The 13817-nt window shown below is 69.6% G+C and carries 11 protein-coding genes and 1 tRNA gene; 4 read left to right on the top strand and 8 right to left on the bottom strand.

Going from position 1 to position 13817, the window contains the following annotated elements:
• Positions 1-48: 48 nt before the first annotated feature.
• From ABT115_RS06315 to ABT115_RS06300, 4 genes are all read right to left on the bottom strand, one after another.
• Positions 49-1500, bottom strand: coding sequence for a Cys-Gln thioester bond-forming surface protein (locus ABT115_RS06315; RefSeq protein WP_351784629.1), 1452 nt, complete (start codon positions 1498-1500; stop codon positions 49-51).
• 225 nt (positions 1501-1725) lie between these two features.
• Positions 1726-2358, bottom strand: coding sequence for a single-stranded DNA-binding protein (locus tag ABT115_RS06310; RefSeq protein WP_351784627.1), 633 nt, complete (start codon positions 2356-2358; stop codon positions 1726-1728).
• A 100-nt stretch (positions 2359-2458) separates the two neighbouring features.
• Positions 2459-4438: a GTPase gene (locus ABT115_RS06305; RefSeq protein WP_351784625.1), complete on the bottom strand. Its 1980-nt coding sequence runs from the start codon at positions 4436-4438 to the stop codon at positions 2459-2461.
• Entirely contained in the window at positions 4435-6087 is a 1653-nt protein-coding gene (locus ABT115_RS06300; RefSeq protein WP_351784862.1) for an ATP-binding protein, read from the bottom strand. The genes ABT115_RS06305 and ABT115_RS06300 overlap by 4 nt, the downstream gene beginning before the upstream one ends.
• A gap of 327 nt (positions 6088-6414) precedes the next feature.
• Between ABT115_RS06300 and ABT115_RS06295 the strand changes: the two genes are divergently transcribed.
• A tRNA-Arg gene (locus tag ABT115_RS06295) sits at positions 6415-6487 on the top strand.
• A 215-nt stretch (positions 6488-6702) separates the two neighbouring features.
• Here the strand turns inward: ABT115_RS06295 and ABT115_RS06290 are convergent.
• Positions 6703-8166 carry an MFS transporter gene (locus ABT115_RS06290; RefSeq protein WP_351784623.1) on the bottom strand — a complete coding sequence of 488 codons (1464 nt, stop codon included), beginning with the start codon at positions 8164-8166 and terminating at the stop codon, positions 6703-6705.
• 185 nt (positions 8167-8351) lie between these two features.
• Here ABT115_RS06290 and ABT115_RS06285 point away from each other — a divergent pair, with 185 nt between their 5' ends.
• Complete coding sequence (locus tag ABT115_RS06285; RefSeq protein WP_351784621.1) at positions 8352-9266, top strand: LysR family transcriptional regulator; 915 nt, start codon at positions 8352-8354, stop codon at positions 9264-9266.
• 193 nt (positions 9267-9459) lie between these two features.
• A complete protein-coding gene (locus tag ABT115_RS06280; protein WP_351784620.1) occupies positions 9460-10023 on the top strand; it encodes an AAA family ATPase in 564 nt (187 codons plus the stop codon).
• A gap of 5 nt (positions 10024-10028) precedes the next feature.
• Here ABT115_RS06280 and ABT115_RS06275 read toward each other — a convergent pair whose 3' ends face one another.
• The gene (locus ABT115_RS06275; protein ID WP_351784618.1) at positions 10029-10751 is read right to left on the bottom strand and encodes a DUF981 family protein; all 723 of its coding nucleotides are present in this window, start codon (positions 10749-10751) and stop codon (positions 10029-10031) included.
• Between the two features lie 29 nt (positions 10752-10780).
• Positions 10781-11401 carry a DUF4291 domain-containing protein gene (locus ABT115_RS06270; protein WP_351784616.1) on the bottom strand — a complete coding sequence of 207 codons (621 nt, stop codon included), beginning with the start codon at positions 11399-11401 and terminating at the stop codon, positions 10781-10783.
• 367 nt (positions 11402-11768) lie between these two features.
• Here ABT115_RS06270 and ABT115_RS06265 point away from each other — a divergent pair, with 367 nt between their 5' ends.
• Positions 11769-12191: a hypothetical protein gene (locus ABT115_RS06265; protein WP_351784614.1), complete on the top strand. Its 423-nt coding sequence runs from the start codon at positions 11769-11771 to the stop codon at positions 12189-12191.
• Between the two features lie 116 nt (positions 12192-12307).
• On the opposite strand, the gene ABT115_RS06260 is transcribed toward ABT115_RS06265, so the two are convergent.
• Positions 12308-13807: a CoA-acylating methylmalonate-semialdehyde dehydrogenase gene (locus ABT115_RS06260; protein ID WP_351784612.1), complete on the bottom strand. Its 1500-nt coding sequence runs from the start codon at positions 13805-13807 to the stop codon at positions 12308-12310.
• Positions 13808-13817: the final 10 nt, after the last annotated feature.

Here is a 13817-nt window from a genome sequence, read left to right as displayed (position 1 = left end):
CGTCATCAGGCAAATGTGTCAGATTGCCTGCTGTTCGTCACTCCGTGATTACTGGGCGGAGGACTGCGTCTTGCGCTTGCGGAGGAAGAAGACCGCGCCGCCGCCGACGACGACGAGGGCGATCGCGACGCCCGCGATGATCGGGGTGGCGCTGGAGCCACCGGTCTCGGCGAGGTCACCCGAGCCACCGGTCGAGCCGCCACCGGTCGTGGCCGGGGCGGGCTTGTCACCGCCCGTCTGGGTGTCTGTGCCGGTGCCGCTGGTGCTGCTGCCGCTGGTCTTGCAGTCCAGGACGCCCTTGAACGTCTTCGAGAAGCCACCGGGCCCGGTGATCGTGAAGTCGTACGCCTGGTCCTCGCCGACCGGGACGGTCACCGTCTCGGACGTGCCCGCCTCGATGGTGTGCTCCGCCCCGGCCAGCTCAAACGTGAACGCCTCGTCGCCCGTGTTGCTCGCGGTGACGTCCACGCCGCCCTTGGCGCAGTTCTTCTTCGCCGAGACCGCCGGGATCGCCCCCTGCTTGGCCCAGGTCGCGGTGGCGGTCGCGGAGACCGTGGACTCGCTGGAGCCGGCCAGGATCATGGTCTGGCTCTTGGTCACCCCGGCGAAGGCCCGGCCGACCGGCACCGACGTGGTGGCCTGCACGGTCAGCGAGGCGGAACCGTCGGTGGTGCCCGCCGGTACGTCGAAGTAGAGCTCAGCCCCGTTGGCCGCCGCAGTCACGGGCTTGCCGCTCTTGTCGGTGACCTTGACACCGCTGGCGGCGTCGACGGGCGGGGTCACGGAGACCTGGCTCGCATTGGTACGGACGGTGACCGGCCCGAGCCGCTCACCAGACTTGCCGGAGACCGCGGCCGAGTCCAGGGCGAGGGATGCCTTGGGCTCAGCCTGGTCGACGGCGTTCTGCTCCAGCCAGTCGGCAAGCTTCTCGGCCTGGCTGTCGGCCGCGTCGACATCGGCATCGTCCGAGTAGCGCCAGATCGCGACCTGGGTGCCCGCCGCTGCGGTCTTCTCGGTGAGCGGTCCGGTACCGGCCTGCCGGGCGAGCGCCGCGAGGTCGTCGACCTGCGGGTAGGAGTGCTCCAGGATCCAGCGGATCTTGCCCGCGTTCTTGTTGCTGCCGAGCGAGGTCTGGTTCCAGGGGGTCTCCAGGTACTTCGCCTGGTCCTGGGTGGGGTTGTTGATGTCGATGCAGTACGTCTTGAGCTTGCCGCCGCCGTCGACGGTCATCTCGAAGAGACCGGCCGGCACCGGCTCGTCCTTGCCGTTCACGTGCAGCACGGCGCGGTCGTAGGTCTTCAACCCGTCCAGGACCGCGGCCGCGCCACCTTGGTGCTGCGGCGCCTCGTCGGCGACCGCGCTGCCCGCGCCGACGAGGGCGCCTGCCATGACCAAACCGGATGCCACCACCGAGGCGGCCAGCCGGGCTATGCCCCGCCGCCGTGGAGAAATGGTCGTCTCCGCGGACGACAAAATGGTCGCTGAAGAAGCAGAAAACACAGAATTCCCCTCCGGGCGAGACCCTCCGCGCCTGATGCGCGTGTGTGGGGGATTGTCCCGCCAGTCGACTCAAGTGCCCCGTGAGTACTGGGGAATCCTAAAGACGAAGCGATGAACAGTCCCCCTCCATACCGTCGTACAACCATTCCGAATCGGAATCGTTATCGCCGGTATCGCGCGAGCGGCTCCGCGCCCCTCGGTCCACCCTGATCCGCCCAGTTCCAGTCACGTAACCGATGCAAGCTCCTGGTCACCCTTCTGACGCCTCGCCGACCGCTTGGCTCGCTGCTGCCCGACCCGTTCGCCCGGTTCACTCAGTTCACTCAGTTCGCCCTGTTCACCCCCTGCCTCCCGTTCACCCCGCCCGGCCCGTTCGGCTCGTGACACGTCGTAGGAACCACCCGACCCATCCACCCCCTCCGATTCACCCGAGCGTCTCGACCCGCCCGTTTCACCCGCCCTGTCCACGCGCCCCAAGCGCGTCATCAGCCCCGGATCACCCCTCAACACCCGTCGGAACGCAGCCGTCCCCCGGGTCAGATCGTGTCCCACCGCGACCGCTTCGATGTCCACGAACGTCCGGTGCCGGCCCTCCCGTTCCTCCTCGCGCACCTTCAGCCTGCCGTGCACGACAAGCGGTTCTCCGACGGAGACGGAACCGGACAGATTCGACGCCAGAGTCCGCCAGGCCCACACGGTGTAAAAGCTGGTGTGCCCGTCCGTCCAGGACTGCTTCTCGCGGTCCCAGCGGCGCGGCGTCACCGCGAACCGGAATCGCGCCATTCCGCCGGTCGCGGTCTCCCGGAACTCCACGCCCGTCGCCGCGTTGCCCACCAGTGTCACCAAGGTGTCGTTCATGACTCCGCCTCCCCTTCGGCCTTCGGCTCCAGTGACCGCACCCACGCGGTCACTGATCCCAGGTTGAAGGGAAGGCGGAAATCCTGCTGATGCCTGTGGACTACCGAACAGTTGTGGAAAACTCCGTCACCGCCACATACCGCTCCCGCACCTCGCGATACCGCACGAGCTCCGCCGCCACCGGATCGAGCACCCGTGCCCGCCCACAGGCCGCCGCCGCCTCGCGCAACTGGCGCTCGGCCTCCTGCCCGTACCGTCGCGCGGGCCCCCGTGCCGCGGCCGCGCACGACCACTCCACCAGCGGGCCGCTGACGACTCCGGCCAGCATCACCAGGGCGGGCGTGAGGAATCCCGGTTCGAGTACACCTACGATCTGGCCGACCAGCCAGAGACCGCCGAAGATCTGCAGCAATGTCATCGACGCCTGTGCCAGCACGGCGGCGGGCCACCACCTGGGCCGCGGCGGCTTCCCGCCCACGCGACCGCTGTGCTGCACACTGGAGGCCCTGGCCACCCCGGTCGCCACGACCGTCGAACCGCCCGGACCGCCCGTACCCCGCACACCGCCTGCCGCGCCGCCCGAGGAAGAGCTCACCGCACGCCCCCGCCCGTCCGCTGTGCCGGCCCTTTCCGTCAGTTCGTCGAGCGCCTCCGGCAGCCCTTCCGCACCGTTTACCGCAGCCTCGCGGACTGCCTGTGCCCAGGGGCCGGGCAGCCCGTCGGCGGCCTCGTCCGCCACCGTCCGCACCGCCTGTTCGACACGTTGCCGGGCGGTGAGCCGCTTCTCGGGGGGTGCGGGCTGCGCCGGGCACTCCAGGCCTCCCGGCCGCCGGGTGGACTCGTACCAGCGCCACAGCCGCAGCCACGGCGTGCCGCACGCCCGGCCGGCGTTCTTTCGCCACTCGCGCTCGGCCGCCTGGCCCGCCGCGGCCGCTCCGACGGCCTCCGCGAGTCGGTCGGCGAACTCCTCACGGGCCCCTTCGCCGAGACCGGGCCGCCCCTCGGCGACGTACACCGGACGGAGCCTGGCCGCGGCGGCGTCCACATCCGCGGACAGCCGGCGCGCCGCTGCCGTGCGCCCCTGGACGAACCGGCCGAGCATCTCGCGCAGTTCGCCCACGCCTTCGCCCGTGAGTGCGGACAGGGACATCACGGTGGCGCCCGGTTCGCCGTACTCGCCGAGCGCCATGCCGTCCTCGTCGAGCAGTCGGCGCAGATCGTCGAGGACCTGGTCGGCGGCGTCGCCGGGCAGCCGGTCGATCTGGTTGAGGACGACGAACGTGATCTCGGCGTGCCCGGCGAGCGGCCGCAGGTAGCGCTCGTGCAGGGCCGCGTCCGCGTACTTCTCCGGGTCGACGACCCAGATCACCGCATCGACCAGCGCAAGCACCCGGTCGACCTGATCACGGTGCCCGGTCGCCGCCGAGTCATGGTCGGGCAGGTCGACGAGGACGAGCCCCTGGAGTGCCTCGTCAGCGTCCGTACCGCTCTGCTGCGGCCTGCGCCTGAGCCGTCCCGGAATGGCGAGCCGGTCCAACAGCCCCGCGGCCCCGTCGGTCCAGGAGCAGGCGATGGGGGCTGCCGTGGTCGGCCTGCGCAGCCCGGTCTCGGAGATCGGGACGCCCGCGAGCGAATTGAAGAGGGCCGATTTGCCACTGCCGGTCGCTCCGGCGATGGCGACGACGGTGTGCCGGGAGGAGAGCCGCTGGCGGGCTGCCGCTTCATCGAGCACGCGACCCGCTTCGGCGAGGGTGGCCCGGTCGAGCCTGGCCCTGGACAGCCCGACGAGTTCGCGCAGTGCGTCGAGCCGCGGCAGGAGCGGGCCGCCCGACGGTACGTACGCCTCGACTTGGGGCGGCCGTACGTCGTCGTCCGGGGCGATGTCGGCGGACTCGGCGTTTGCCGCCCTGGCGGCCGCGCGCCGGGCGATGAGCCCGTCGTTCCAGCCACCGTCCGCCTCCGGCGCAGTGGCGCACCCGTCGTCGGGCGTCCGGCGCCGGCTCCGGTCGTTCTCGTTCCCGTTCTCGTGAGAAGCGGGACTCTCGCCCCGGCCGGGCCCCTCGTCAATGACGGCAGTCATCGCTGCCACCTCTCCTTCTGCAGTACGGACAGCGAGGCAATCAGTTCGGCCTGCGGCTCCGGGGCCACGTCGAGTGCGTCGAGCGGTGCGAGCCGGCGGTCGCGCTCGCTGTCCAGCACCCGGTCGAGGCAGTTGGTGAGCAGCGCGCCGCCCTTGTCGCGCAGCCGCAGCGCCCCCTGGGCGCCGATCCGTTCGGCGAGTTGTTCCCCGGCGCCGCGGGTGCGGCGACCGCCGAGCAGCGCGGCGGCCAGGAGCGCCACCACTGTCTCGGCGTCGGGTGCGGCGTTGCGTTCGAGTCGGCGCAGCTCTTCCTCGGCCAGTTCCTCCAGCACCCGCCACCACCGCCGTACAGCCATGGCGATCCGGCCCCGGATGTCCTCGGCGGGCCCCCATCCGCCGGCCTCCCGGCCGACATCCTCGAAGCCGAACACCCCGGCTGCGGGCTCGCGCTGCCAGATCGTGCGGATCTGTTCGTCGGCGGCGGCCACAGCGCACTGCAAAAGTGCGGCGAGACTCTCCACCAGCGCTTCGAGGAGTTCCTCGGAGGAGCTGTACATCGGGTATCCACGCCACCGGGTCCGGGCGTCCCCGGCGAGCACGCCGCCGTTGCGCAGCCGTCGCCGGACCCGGGCGCCTTCCGCGCGGTACGCGTCCTCGACCACACCGGTCAGCCGCACGGCCGCCGCGTACTGCGCCGCGACGGCCCCGGCCAGCGCCGGCATCCGTGTGTCCAGCGAGTCGATGATCCCGGCCGCCGTACGCCCGACCGCCTGCTGTCGGGCCGCCGGGTCCTGGGCGCGGTGGCTGAGCCAGGCCCGTAACGGGGCGACCGCGGTGGTGGGCAACAGCCCGCTGCCGCCGCCGGCCGATTCGGGCAGCTCGGGGATGGTGAAGCGCGGCACCTCACCGAGACCCGCCTTGGTGAGCAGTGCCCCGTACTGCCGGGACACCTCGGCGATCACCTGGTGCGGTACCCGGTCCAGGACGGTGACGATCGAGGCGTCGTACTCCTTGGCGGTGCGCAGCAGGTGCCACGGCACGGCGTCCGCGTACCGGGAAGCAGTGGTCACCATCACCCACACATCCGCGGCGCAGATCAGTTCGGCGGCCAGGACCCGGTTCCGTACCAGGAGCGAGTCGATATCGGGCGCGTCGAGCAGCGCGAGCCCGCGCGGCAGCCCGGTGGCGGTCTCGACACGTAGCGCGGTCCCGTCCGCCTCCTCGCTCCCGTCGAGTCCGTCGAGGTCGTCGCACCGGCCGGGATCCCCGCTCTCCTCCGGCGGCAGCCAGACCCTGGTGAGCTGCGGCAGTACGCGGACCCCCGCGAACCAGTGGTGATCATCCGGATGGCAGACGAGCACGGGCGTCCGCGTGGTCGGGCGCAGCACACCGGCCTCGCTGACCAGTCGCCCCACCAGCGAATTGACGAGCGTCGACTTCCCGGCCCCGGTGGACCCGCCGATGACCGCGAGCAGGGGTGCTTCAGGATCTCTGAGCCGGGGAAGCAGATAGTCGTCGAGCTGGGCGAGCAGCTCGCTACGGGTCTGGCGGGCGCGCGCGGCCCCCGGCAACGGAAGTGGAAGACGCACGGCAGCGACACGGTCGCGCAGGGCGGAAAGTGCGTCGATGAGCTGAGGCCGTACGTCCAAGGTCACCACATGCGAAGAATGCCCAATTTTGGCGCCTTTTTGAAGCGTATAACCACCTCTGCGCGCCGGTTCTCCCCCGAGACAGAGTCAGGACAGAGGGGACGAGTGGGACGCAGGCATAACGAGTGCACAACACCCGGGGCGCGAGGCGTCAAAAGCGATGCATGAATCCCACCTACCTGCGATTATCGGTTCGCTTCACCGAACCTCCACATCGTGCCACGCAGGTGAAGCAACCAGGTCGAGGCGATCGGAGCCCTATCCTTGTCCCGGCGGGTCACCGACCTGCCCGGCCCCAGGGCTCCAGGCCACCGAGGCCACCACCCGGCCCCCGTAGCTCAGTGGATAGAGCAGGCGCCTTCTAAGCGCTTGGCCGCAGGTTCGAGTCCTGCCGGGGGCGCATCGGTCGCACGCGCCGTGAGGCCCTCCACTTCGGAGGGCCTTTTTGCTGGTCAGGGGCACGCTAGCGAGCGCGGAGTAGTGGCGGCGTAAGCCTTGGCGGAAGCGCTGGTGGGGCAGGCAGCGCTGCCTGCGTCTCGCCGTATCGCGGATCGACGCGGTGAACAAGGCCCGAGCAGCTTCCCTGCTCTCAGGCCGGAGAGTCGCCGACTTCTTCTAATGCTGTCGGGCGCTCTTCTGCGCAGGACGGCCGATGTAGGCGGCGACCACACCCGCTCCGGCGAGCAGCACAATGCCGGCCACCACGAGCGCGAGCCGGGTACCGGAGCTGACCGACGTCGCGCCGCCGATCACCGCCCCCAGGACAGCCACTCCCAGAACTGCACCGGTCTGGCGTGCGGAGTTCAGCGCACCCGAGGCGATGCCGGACTGCTCCTTGGCCACCGAACCCACGATCGCAGTCATCAGCGGCGGAATCGCGAACGAGACGCCGAAGCCCAGGACCAGCAGACCGCAGCACATGGCGACGAACGAGACAGTGGAATCCGAGGTGGACGCGGACTGGATCAGAACCCCGACACCCATCATCAAGAAGCCTGCGATAGCAGGCTTGCGGGCTCCGATCCTGCCGACGAGACGGCCCGTGAAGATCGGGTTGAAGGCCGTCGGCAGAGTGAGCGGGAGGAAGGCGAGGCCTGCGGTGAAGGCCGAGTAGCCGTGCGCTTCCTGGAAGAAGAGCGAGAGTACGAAGAGGACCCCGGAGAGCCCGAAGTTCACCAGAAGGCCGGCGAACAGACCCGCTGACAGCGTCCGGTTACGGAACATGGCCAGCGGCAGCATCGGCGCGTGCGTCGCCGTCTCCTTGCGGCGCTCCGCAAGCACGAACACCACCCCGGCCACGGCGAACACCGCGAAGCCGCCGAGCACCTGAGGCGATCCCCAGCCCTCCGGCTGACTTTCGATGAGTGCGTATGTCAGGCCGGCGAGAGCCAGGACAGCAGCGATCTGCCCCGGCAGGTCGACCCCTTTGGAGGGCTTGGGAACGCTGACCGGTGCGTGCTTCATGGTGATGGCGATACTCACGAGGGCGACCGGGACGTTGAGCAGGAAGATGGCCTGCCAGCCGAGCGTGTCGGTCAGGACACCGCCGGCCAGGGGGCCGGCCGCAAGCGCGCTGCCACTGATCGCGGCCCAGGCTCCCATGGCCCGCGCGCGAGCCGCCGGATCGGTGTAGGCGTGGGCAATGATCGCCAGTGACGTGGGCAGGAGCAGGGCACCCGCCACACCGAGCAGGGCCCGCAGCGTGATCAGGGCACCCATGGAACCGGCCACCGCCGAGGCGCCGGAGAAGATGGCGAACAGCCAAAGCCCGGCCAGGAAGACCTTCCGGCCGCCGTAGCGGTCGGAGAGCGCGCCGGCGGTGAGGAGCAGGGCCGCGACGGTGAGTGTGTATCCGTTGGACACCCACTGCAGTCCGCTGAGCGAACCCGACAGGTCCTTGCCGATGGCGGGCAGCGCCACCGTAACCACCGTGGTGTCCAGCATCACCATGAAATATCCGAGCGACAGCCCGAGAAGCAGTAGCCCACTCGGACGGGCGGCGGCTGTGTCAAGGCTGTCGTGTGGGGCTCCGGGAGACGGCCGGGGTGCGTTCGTCGGGCGTGCGGACTGGCTGGACATGGCTGTCCTCCCAAGGAGGTACGAGGTTATTCCTGAGCGAAAGCCGCATAACGGCAGCGTGAGATATCGCCGAGACCGGTTGTAGGCAGGGGCGATGGCTGAAATCCTTGCAGCGCGAAGCCGGTTGCAGAAGCGGGCTCTTCCGATGATGACCATCGGCAGAGCCGATCAGGAGGGCGGAAGCCGTGGAACTGCGTCATCTGCGGACATTCCGGGCTGTGGCACGCACGCTCAACTTCACCCGAGCCGCCGCCGAACTGAACTACGCCCAGTCGAGCGTCACCGAGCAGATCCAGGCCCTGGAGTCCGAACTCGCGGCCAAGCTCTTCGACCGCACCAACCGGAAGCTGTCGCTCACACCCGCCGGTGAGCGCCTGGTCGAGTACGCCGACCAGATGCTCCTGCTCGCGCAGGAAGCGCGGACCGCGGTGGAGGACAACGCGCAGGAGCCAGGCGGTCAGTTGACCGTCGGCGGGCTGGAGACCTTGTGCGCGTACCGGCTGCCCGCTGTCCTCGCCCGCTATCGCCGGCTCTACCCGCGTGTCCAGGTGACTCTGCGCGAGGGCGGTCGGGGCGAACTCTACGAATGGGTCCGGCGCGGCGAGGTCGACGTCGCGCTCACCTTCGGCCAGGCACCTCAGGACAAGCTCATGGCCAGCGAGAGCCTCGCCACGGACCGGCTGATGGTGGTCACGCCCATCGGGCACCGCCTCTCCTCGTACGCCCAGGTCGGCGGCCCGGACCTGCGCGGAGAGTCGTTCCTCGCCACACCGCAGGGCTGCGGCTTCCGCGAAATGCTCGACACCCTGATCTGCACCCTGGGACCGGACGCACCGGTCATCGACACCCAGGTCGCGAGCATGGCTGCTCTCTGCCAGTGCGTATCGGTAGGCATGGGCTGCGCCCTGCTGCCCGAGATCGCGGTAGCCGGATCTGCGGCCCGGGGCGAGGTGGCCGCGGTACCAGTGACGGGCAGCGCCTCGGAGACCGACGTCACAATGACCTGGCTACGCAGGGCGGAGCTGCGGCCGAGCGTGCCGGCGTTCCTCGCCACCGCGCGCTCCACCTTCGAAGACCTCATTCCCGAACGCGCCGCCTGACCGCGGAACGCCTCCGAACGGCACGGTCACGCGGGCCGGTCGGCGCTACCGACGCACCGAGGCCGGGAAGTGCGGCGTAAGGTGCTGCCCCGCCGTACGCCACATGCGGTATGCCACGCCGTTCGGGCGGGCGCGTTCGACACGGCCGCGCTATCGGATCACGGGAGTGCTCGTGGACTGGCACCCTGCCGACATGAATCATGCAGAGGTACTGCTCATCGGCGGGCGCGCGGGCGTAGGAAAGTCGACCGTGGCCTGGGAGGTTTCGGCGCAGCTACGGGCCGTCGAGGCGGCGCACGCGGTCGTGGAGGGCGATCTGATGGGCCAGGTCCATCCGGCGCCGGAGGGCGATCCGCACCGCGCGGGGATCACCGAGCGCAATCTGACGGCCGTCTGGTCCAACTTCGCGGAACTCGGCTACCGGCGACTGATCTACACGAACACGGTGTGCGTGCTGCCGGAGTCGGCAGCGATGTTCGAGCGCGCGATGGGTACGGATGTACGGATCGTTCGCATCCTGCTGACCGCCTCCGACACCACGACGTACGGCCGGCTCGCGAGGCGCGAGATCGGCTCGGAACTGGACCGCGAGGTGGCGAACAGCGTTCGCAAGGCCCGCCTCCTTGACGAGCATTCGCCGGCGGACACGGTCCGGATGGCGACGGACGGGCGGAAGGTGACGGACATCGCGCGCGAGGTGGTGGCCATCACGGGATGGGCGACCTCGGTGGGCCCGGTCGGCCCCCCGAGGTCCTGAGTGACTCACATGGTGTTGATGATGAGGCCGATGTGGGTGAAGTAGTTGAGCCCGCCGAAGAGCAGGAACACCAGTCCTGCCAGGCCCCAGACGACACCGATGACCGGGCTCACCCAGCTTCTGGGCCGGCGCAGCGCGAACGGGAAGAGGAGCGCGCCGATGCCCACGAGGACGTACAGCCCGGAAATGAAGCTCGCTTCCAGCACCGGCCACTTCGCGAACTCCCCGGAGATGGGTTCCTCGGGCGGCGCGGCGAAGAGCGTGTACTTCCAGCCCGCGGCGGCGATCCCGAAGCAGGCGAGCCCGAGGCCGAACACGAAGACGGAGATGGGCCGGGCGACACGGGCCGTGCGGACGATGCGGTCGGCGCTGTTGAGTTCGGCGCCGCGTTTCCAGAGGTAGAAGCACGCGGCGAGAAGGAAGACGCCGAAGGCGAATGCCGGTTCGCCGAAGATGATGTTGTCGAACGGGAAGCCCTGTCCGGCGAGCGGCCAAGTCAGGGTCATGTGGAGGCCAGTGGCGACAAGGGTGAAGCCGATGGCCCCGAACGCCAGCACCCACCCCTCGGGGGTGATGGTGCGCCCGGACGTGAGGAGCTGACGTCCCAACACCACCACGAGCAGCAGACCTGCACCGGCGGCCACCGACATAATCGTGTTGTACGTCGGCATCCTGACCCAGTCGATCTTCAGGCCAGTTGCCGCCAGGGGGATGGCATGGTGGATCATATCCGGAGCGTAACGCCCAAATATACCCCTTATGAGGAATTAGCCCTTATGCCCGAGTCACGGGTCAGCACGGCACCCTCCTGCGGATACGGCAACTCCTTGGGCAGGAGGTCCTCCGCGTCGTCGAGCCGCCCGGCCGACACCAGCTCGTGGATCCGCCGGGCAAGCGGCGTGACGTCACGGATCGACACCGTCCACTCGTCCGCGTACAGCCGCGCCGCCTCACCGGAGAGGCCGAGCTGGAGAGAGCGGTACGGAAGCCGGTCCAGACGAAGGTCCCGCTCGGGGTCCCACTGGACGCGGGCCGGGCTCCGGCGCAGGTTGCGCTGCCAGGCGGCGCGGTCGGGGTGGACCTCCCTCACGTAGTGGGAGAGTTCGGAGTTGGCCAGGGCCCAGTCGAAGCCCTTCCGAGTGATCTCGACGGCCAGGACGGTCTCCTGACCCTCCTTCGTGGCCCAGCCGCAGCGGTACATCATCCACAAGAAGCTCGGCTTGATCCATGTCATGCGGTCGCGCTTCCAGACGTCCGGGAAACGTCCGTCGCGCACGGCGGGAAGACCGATGAGCGGGGCGTACGCCTGGTAGACGGTGATGGTCGTGTCCGTGTACTGGGCGCGGATCTCGTGCTGTGGCCTGGTCGGGGCGGTCATGCCCCCATCTCAGCACCGGTCGGACGGGCGCGGCCAGCGAGTTACGGGAGGGCTGGCCGAGAGGCGGTGATTACCCGGGAGGTAATTGAGGCGGCCCAACGCCGGCCAATACCTTCCCCGTATGGGCATGCGTTCCTCCGAAAAGACGCAGTCCTGGGGCTGCTTCTACAGACGACGGCGTCCTGGGGCTGCTTCTACGCCTCCGGTCCACTGAGCGGTCTCTCGCTCGATTCGTTCCTGCCGACGAACACCGAGCCCCGGGTCCTCCTCGGTTCGCCCGCCCCCGTGTTTCCCGATACGGGAAGCGCCACCGGTCCCACTCAGCACCCCCTCCGGTTCAGCAGCATGACAACGAAAGGAAGACCTCATGACGTCGTCCCAGAACGCGGGTACGGTCCCGGTCGCGGCCGCCACCCGTTCCGACAGCCTTCTCCGGTTCGCCCTCCTGACGGACGTGCTCCTCACCGGTGCGAACGGCATCGGATACCTCGCACTCGCCACGGTCCTGGACTCGTTCCTCGGCGTGCCCCTCTCGGTGCAGTACCCGGTGGGTGTGTTCCTCACCGGGTACGCCCTGTGGGTGCTGGTCGTCTCCCGCCAGGAGAACATCAACCGCGGCTCGGTCGCCGTCATCATCACCCTGAACATGGCCTGGGCCGTGACCAGCGTCGCGACGGTCGCCATGGGCGCGCTGAACGCGACCGGGATCGGCAACGGATGGATCGTGTTCCAGGGCCTGACGGTGGCGGCCATGGGCGGGCTCCAGTACATGGGCCTGCGTCGCATGTGAGCGCGGCAAGGACGAGCTTGCGTCGGAGCCCCACCCGGATGTGTCGTGGAGGTCGAACGCCGACCGGCCCGCACGGATCGTGGATCCGTACGGGCCGGTGCGGGGCGTCGGTGACGTCAGTGGTTGCGCGGGAAGCCCAGGTCCACGCCCGCCGGGGCGTCGGCCGGGTCCGGCCAGCGCGTGGTGACGACCTTGCCGCGGGTGTAGAAGTGCACGCCGTCGTTGCCGTAGATGTGGTGGTCGCCGAAGAGGGAGTCCTTCCAGCCACCGAAGGAGTGGTAGCCGACCGGCACCGGGATCGGCACGTTGACACCGACCATGCCGGCCTCGATCTCCAACTGGAAGCGGCGGGCGGCGCCGCCGTCACGGGTGAAGATCGCGGTGCCGTTGCCGAACGGCGAGGCGTTCATGAGGGCGACACCCTCCTCGTACGTCTCGGTGCGCAGGACACACAGGACCGGGCCGAAGATCTCGTCCTTGTACGCGTCCGAGTCGGTGGACACGTTGTCGAGGAGGGAAAGGCCGATCCAGTGGCCGTCCTCGAAGCCTTCGACGGTGAAGCCGGTGCCGTCGAGCACGACGTCGGCGCCCTGGGCGGCGGCGCCCGTGACGTACGAGGCGACCTTGTCGCGGTGGGCGGCGGTGATCAGCGGGCCCATCTCGGACGTCGGGTCATTGCCGGGGCCGATCTTGATCTTCTCGGCGCGCTCCTTGATCTTGGCGACGAGCTCGTCGCCGATGGAGCCGACCGCGACGACCGCGGAGATCGCCATGCAGCGCTCACCCGCCGAACCGTAGGCGGCGGAGACGGCGGCGTCGGCCGCGGCGTCGAGGTCCGCGTCCGGCAGCACCAGCATGTGGTTCTTCGCACCACCGAGCGCCTGGACGCGCTTGCCGTTGGCGGAGGCGGTGGCGTGGATGTAGCGGGCGATCGGGGTGGAGCCCACGAAGGAGACCGCAGCCACGTCGGGGTGGTTGAGAAGGCCGTCCACAGCGACCTTGTCGCCGTGCAGGACGTTCAGCACGCCGTCCGGCAGGCCGGCCTCGGCTGCCAGCTCGGCCAGCCGGTTGGCGGCCGACGGGTCCTTCTCGCTGGGCTTGAGCACAAAGGTGTTTCCGCAGGCGATGGCGAGCGGGAACATCCACATCGGCACCATGGCCGGGAAATTGAACGGGGTGATGCCGGCGACGACACCGAGCGCCTGGCGGATCGAGGAGACATCGACCCGGCTGGAGACCTGGGTGGACAGCTCGCCCTTGAGCTGGGTGGTGATGCCGCAGGCCAGCTCGACGATCTCCAGACCGCGGGCGACCTCGCCCAGCGCGTCCGAGTGCACCTTGCCGTGCTCGGCGGTGATCAGCGCGGCGATTTCGTCGCGGTGGGCGTCGAGCAGCGCGCGGTAGCGGAAGAGGATCGCCGTGCGGGCGGACAGCGAGGACGTGCCCCAGGTGGCGTAGGCGTCCTTGGCGGCGGCGACCGCGGCGTCGACCTCTTCGAGCGAGGCGAGCGCGACCTGGGTGGTGACGGCACCGGTGGCCGGGTCGGTGACCGGGCCGTAGTTGCCCGACGCACCCTCGACGGTCTTGCCACCGATCCAGTGGTTGACGGTCTTCATGACAGAACTC

Origin of the sequence: Streptomyces sp. NPDC001832 (genome assembly GCF_040297265.1) — a bacterium.
Lineage (GTDB): Bacteria > Actinomycetota > Actinomycetes > Streptomycetales > Streptomycetaceae > Streptomyces.
The sequence above is the reverse complement of the archived record's forward strand: the minus strand, read 5'-3'. Positions and strand labels throughout refer to the sequence as shown.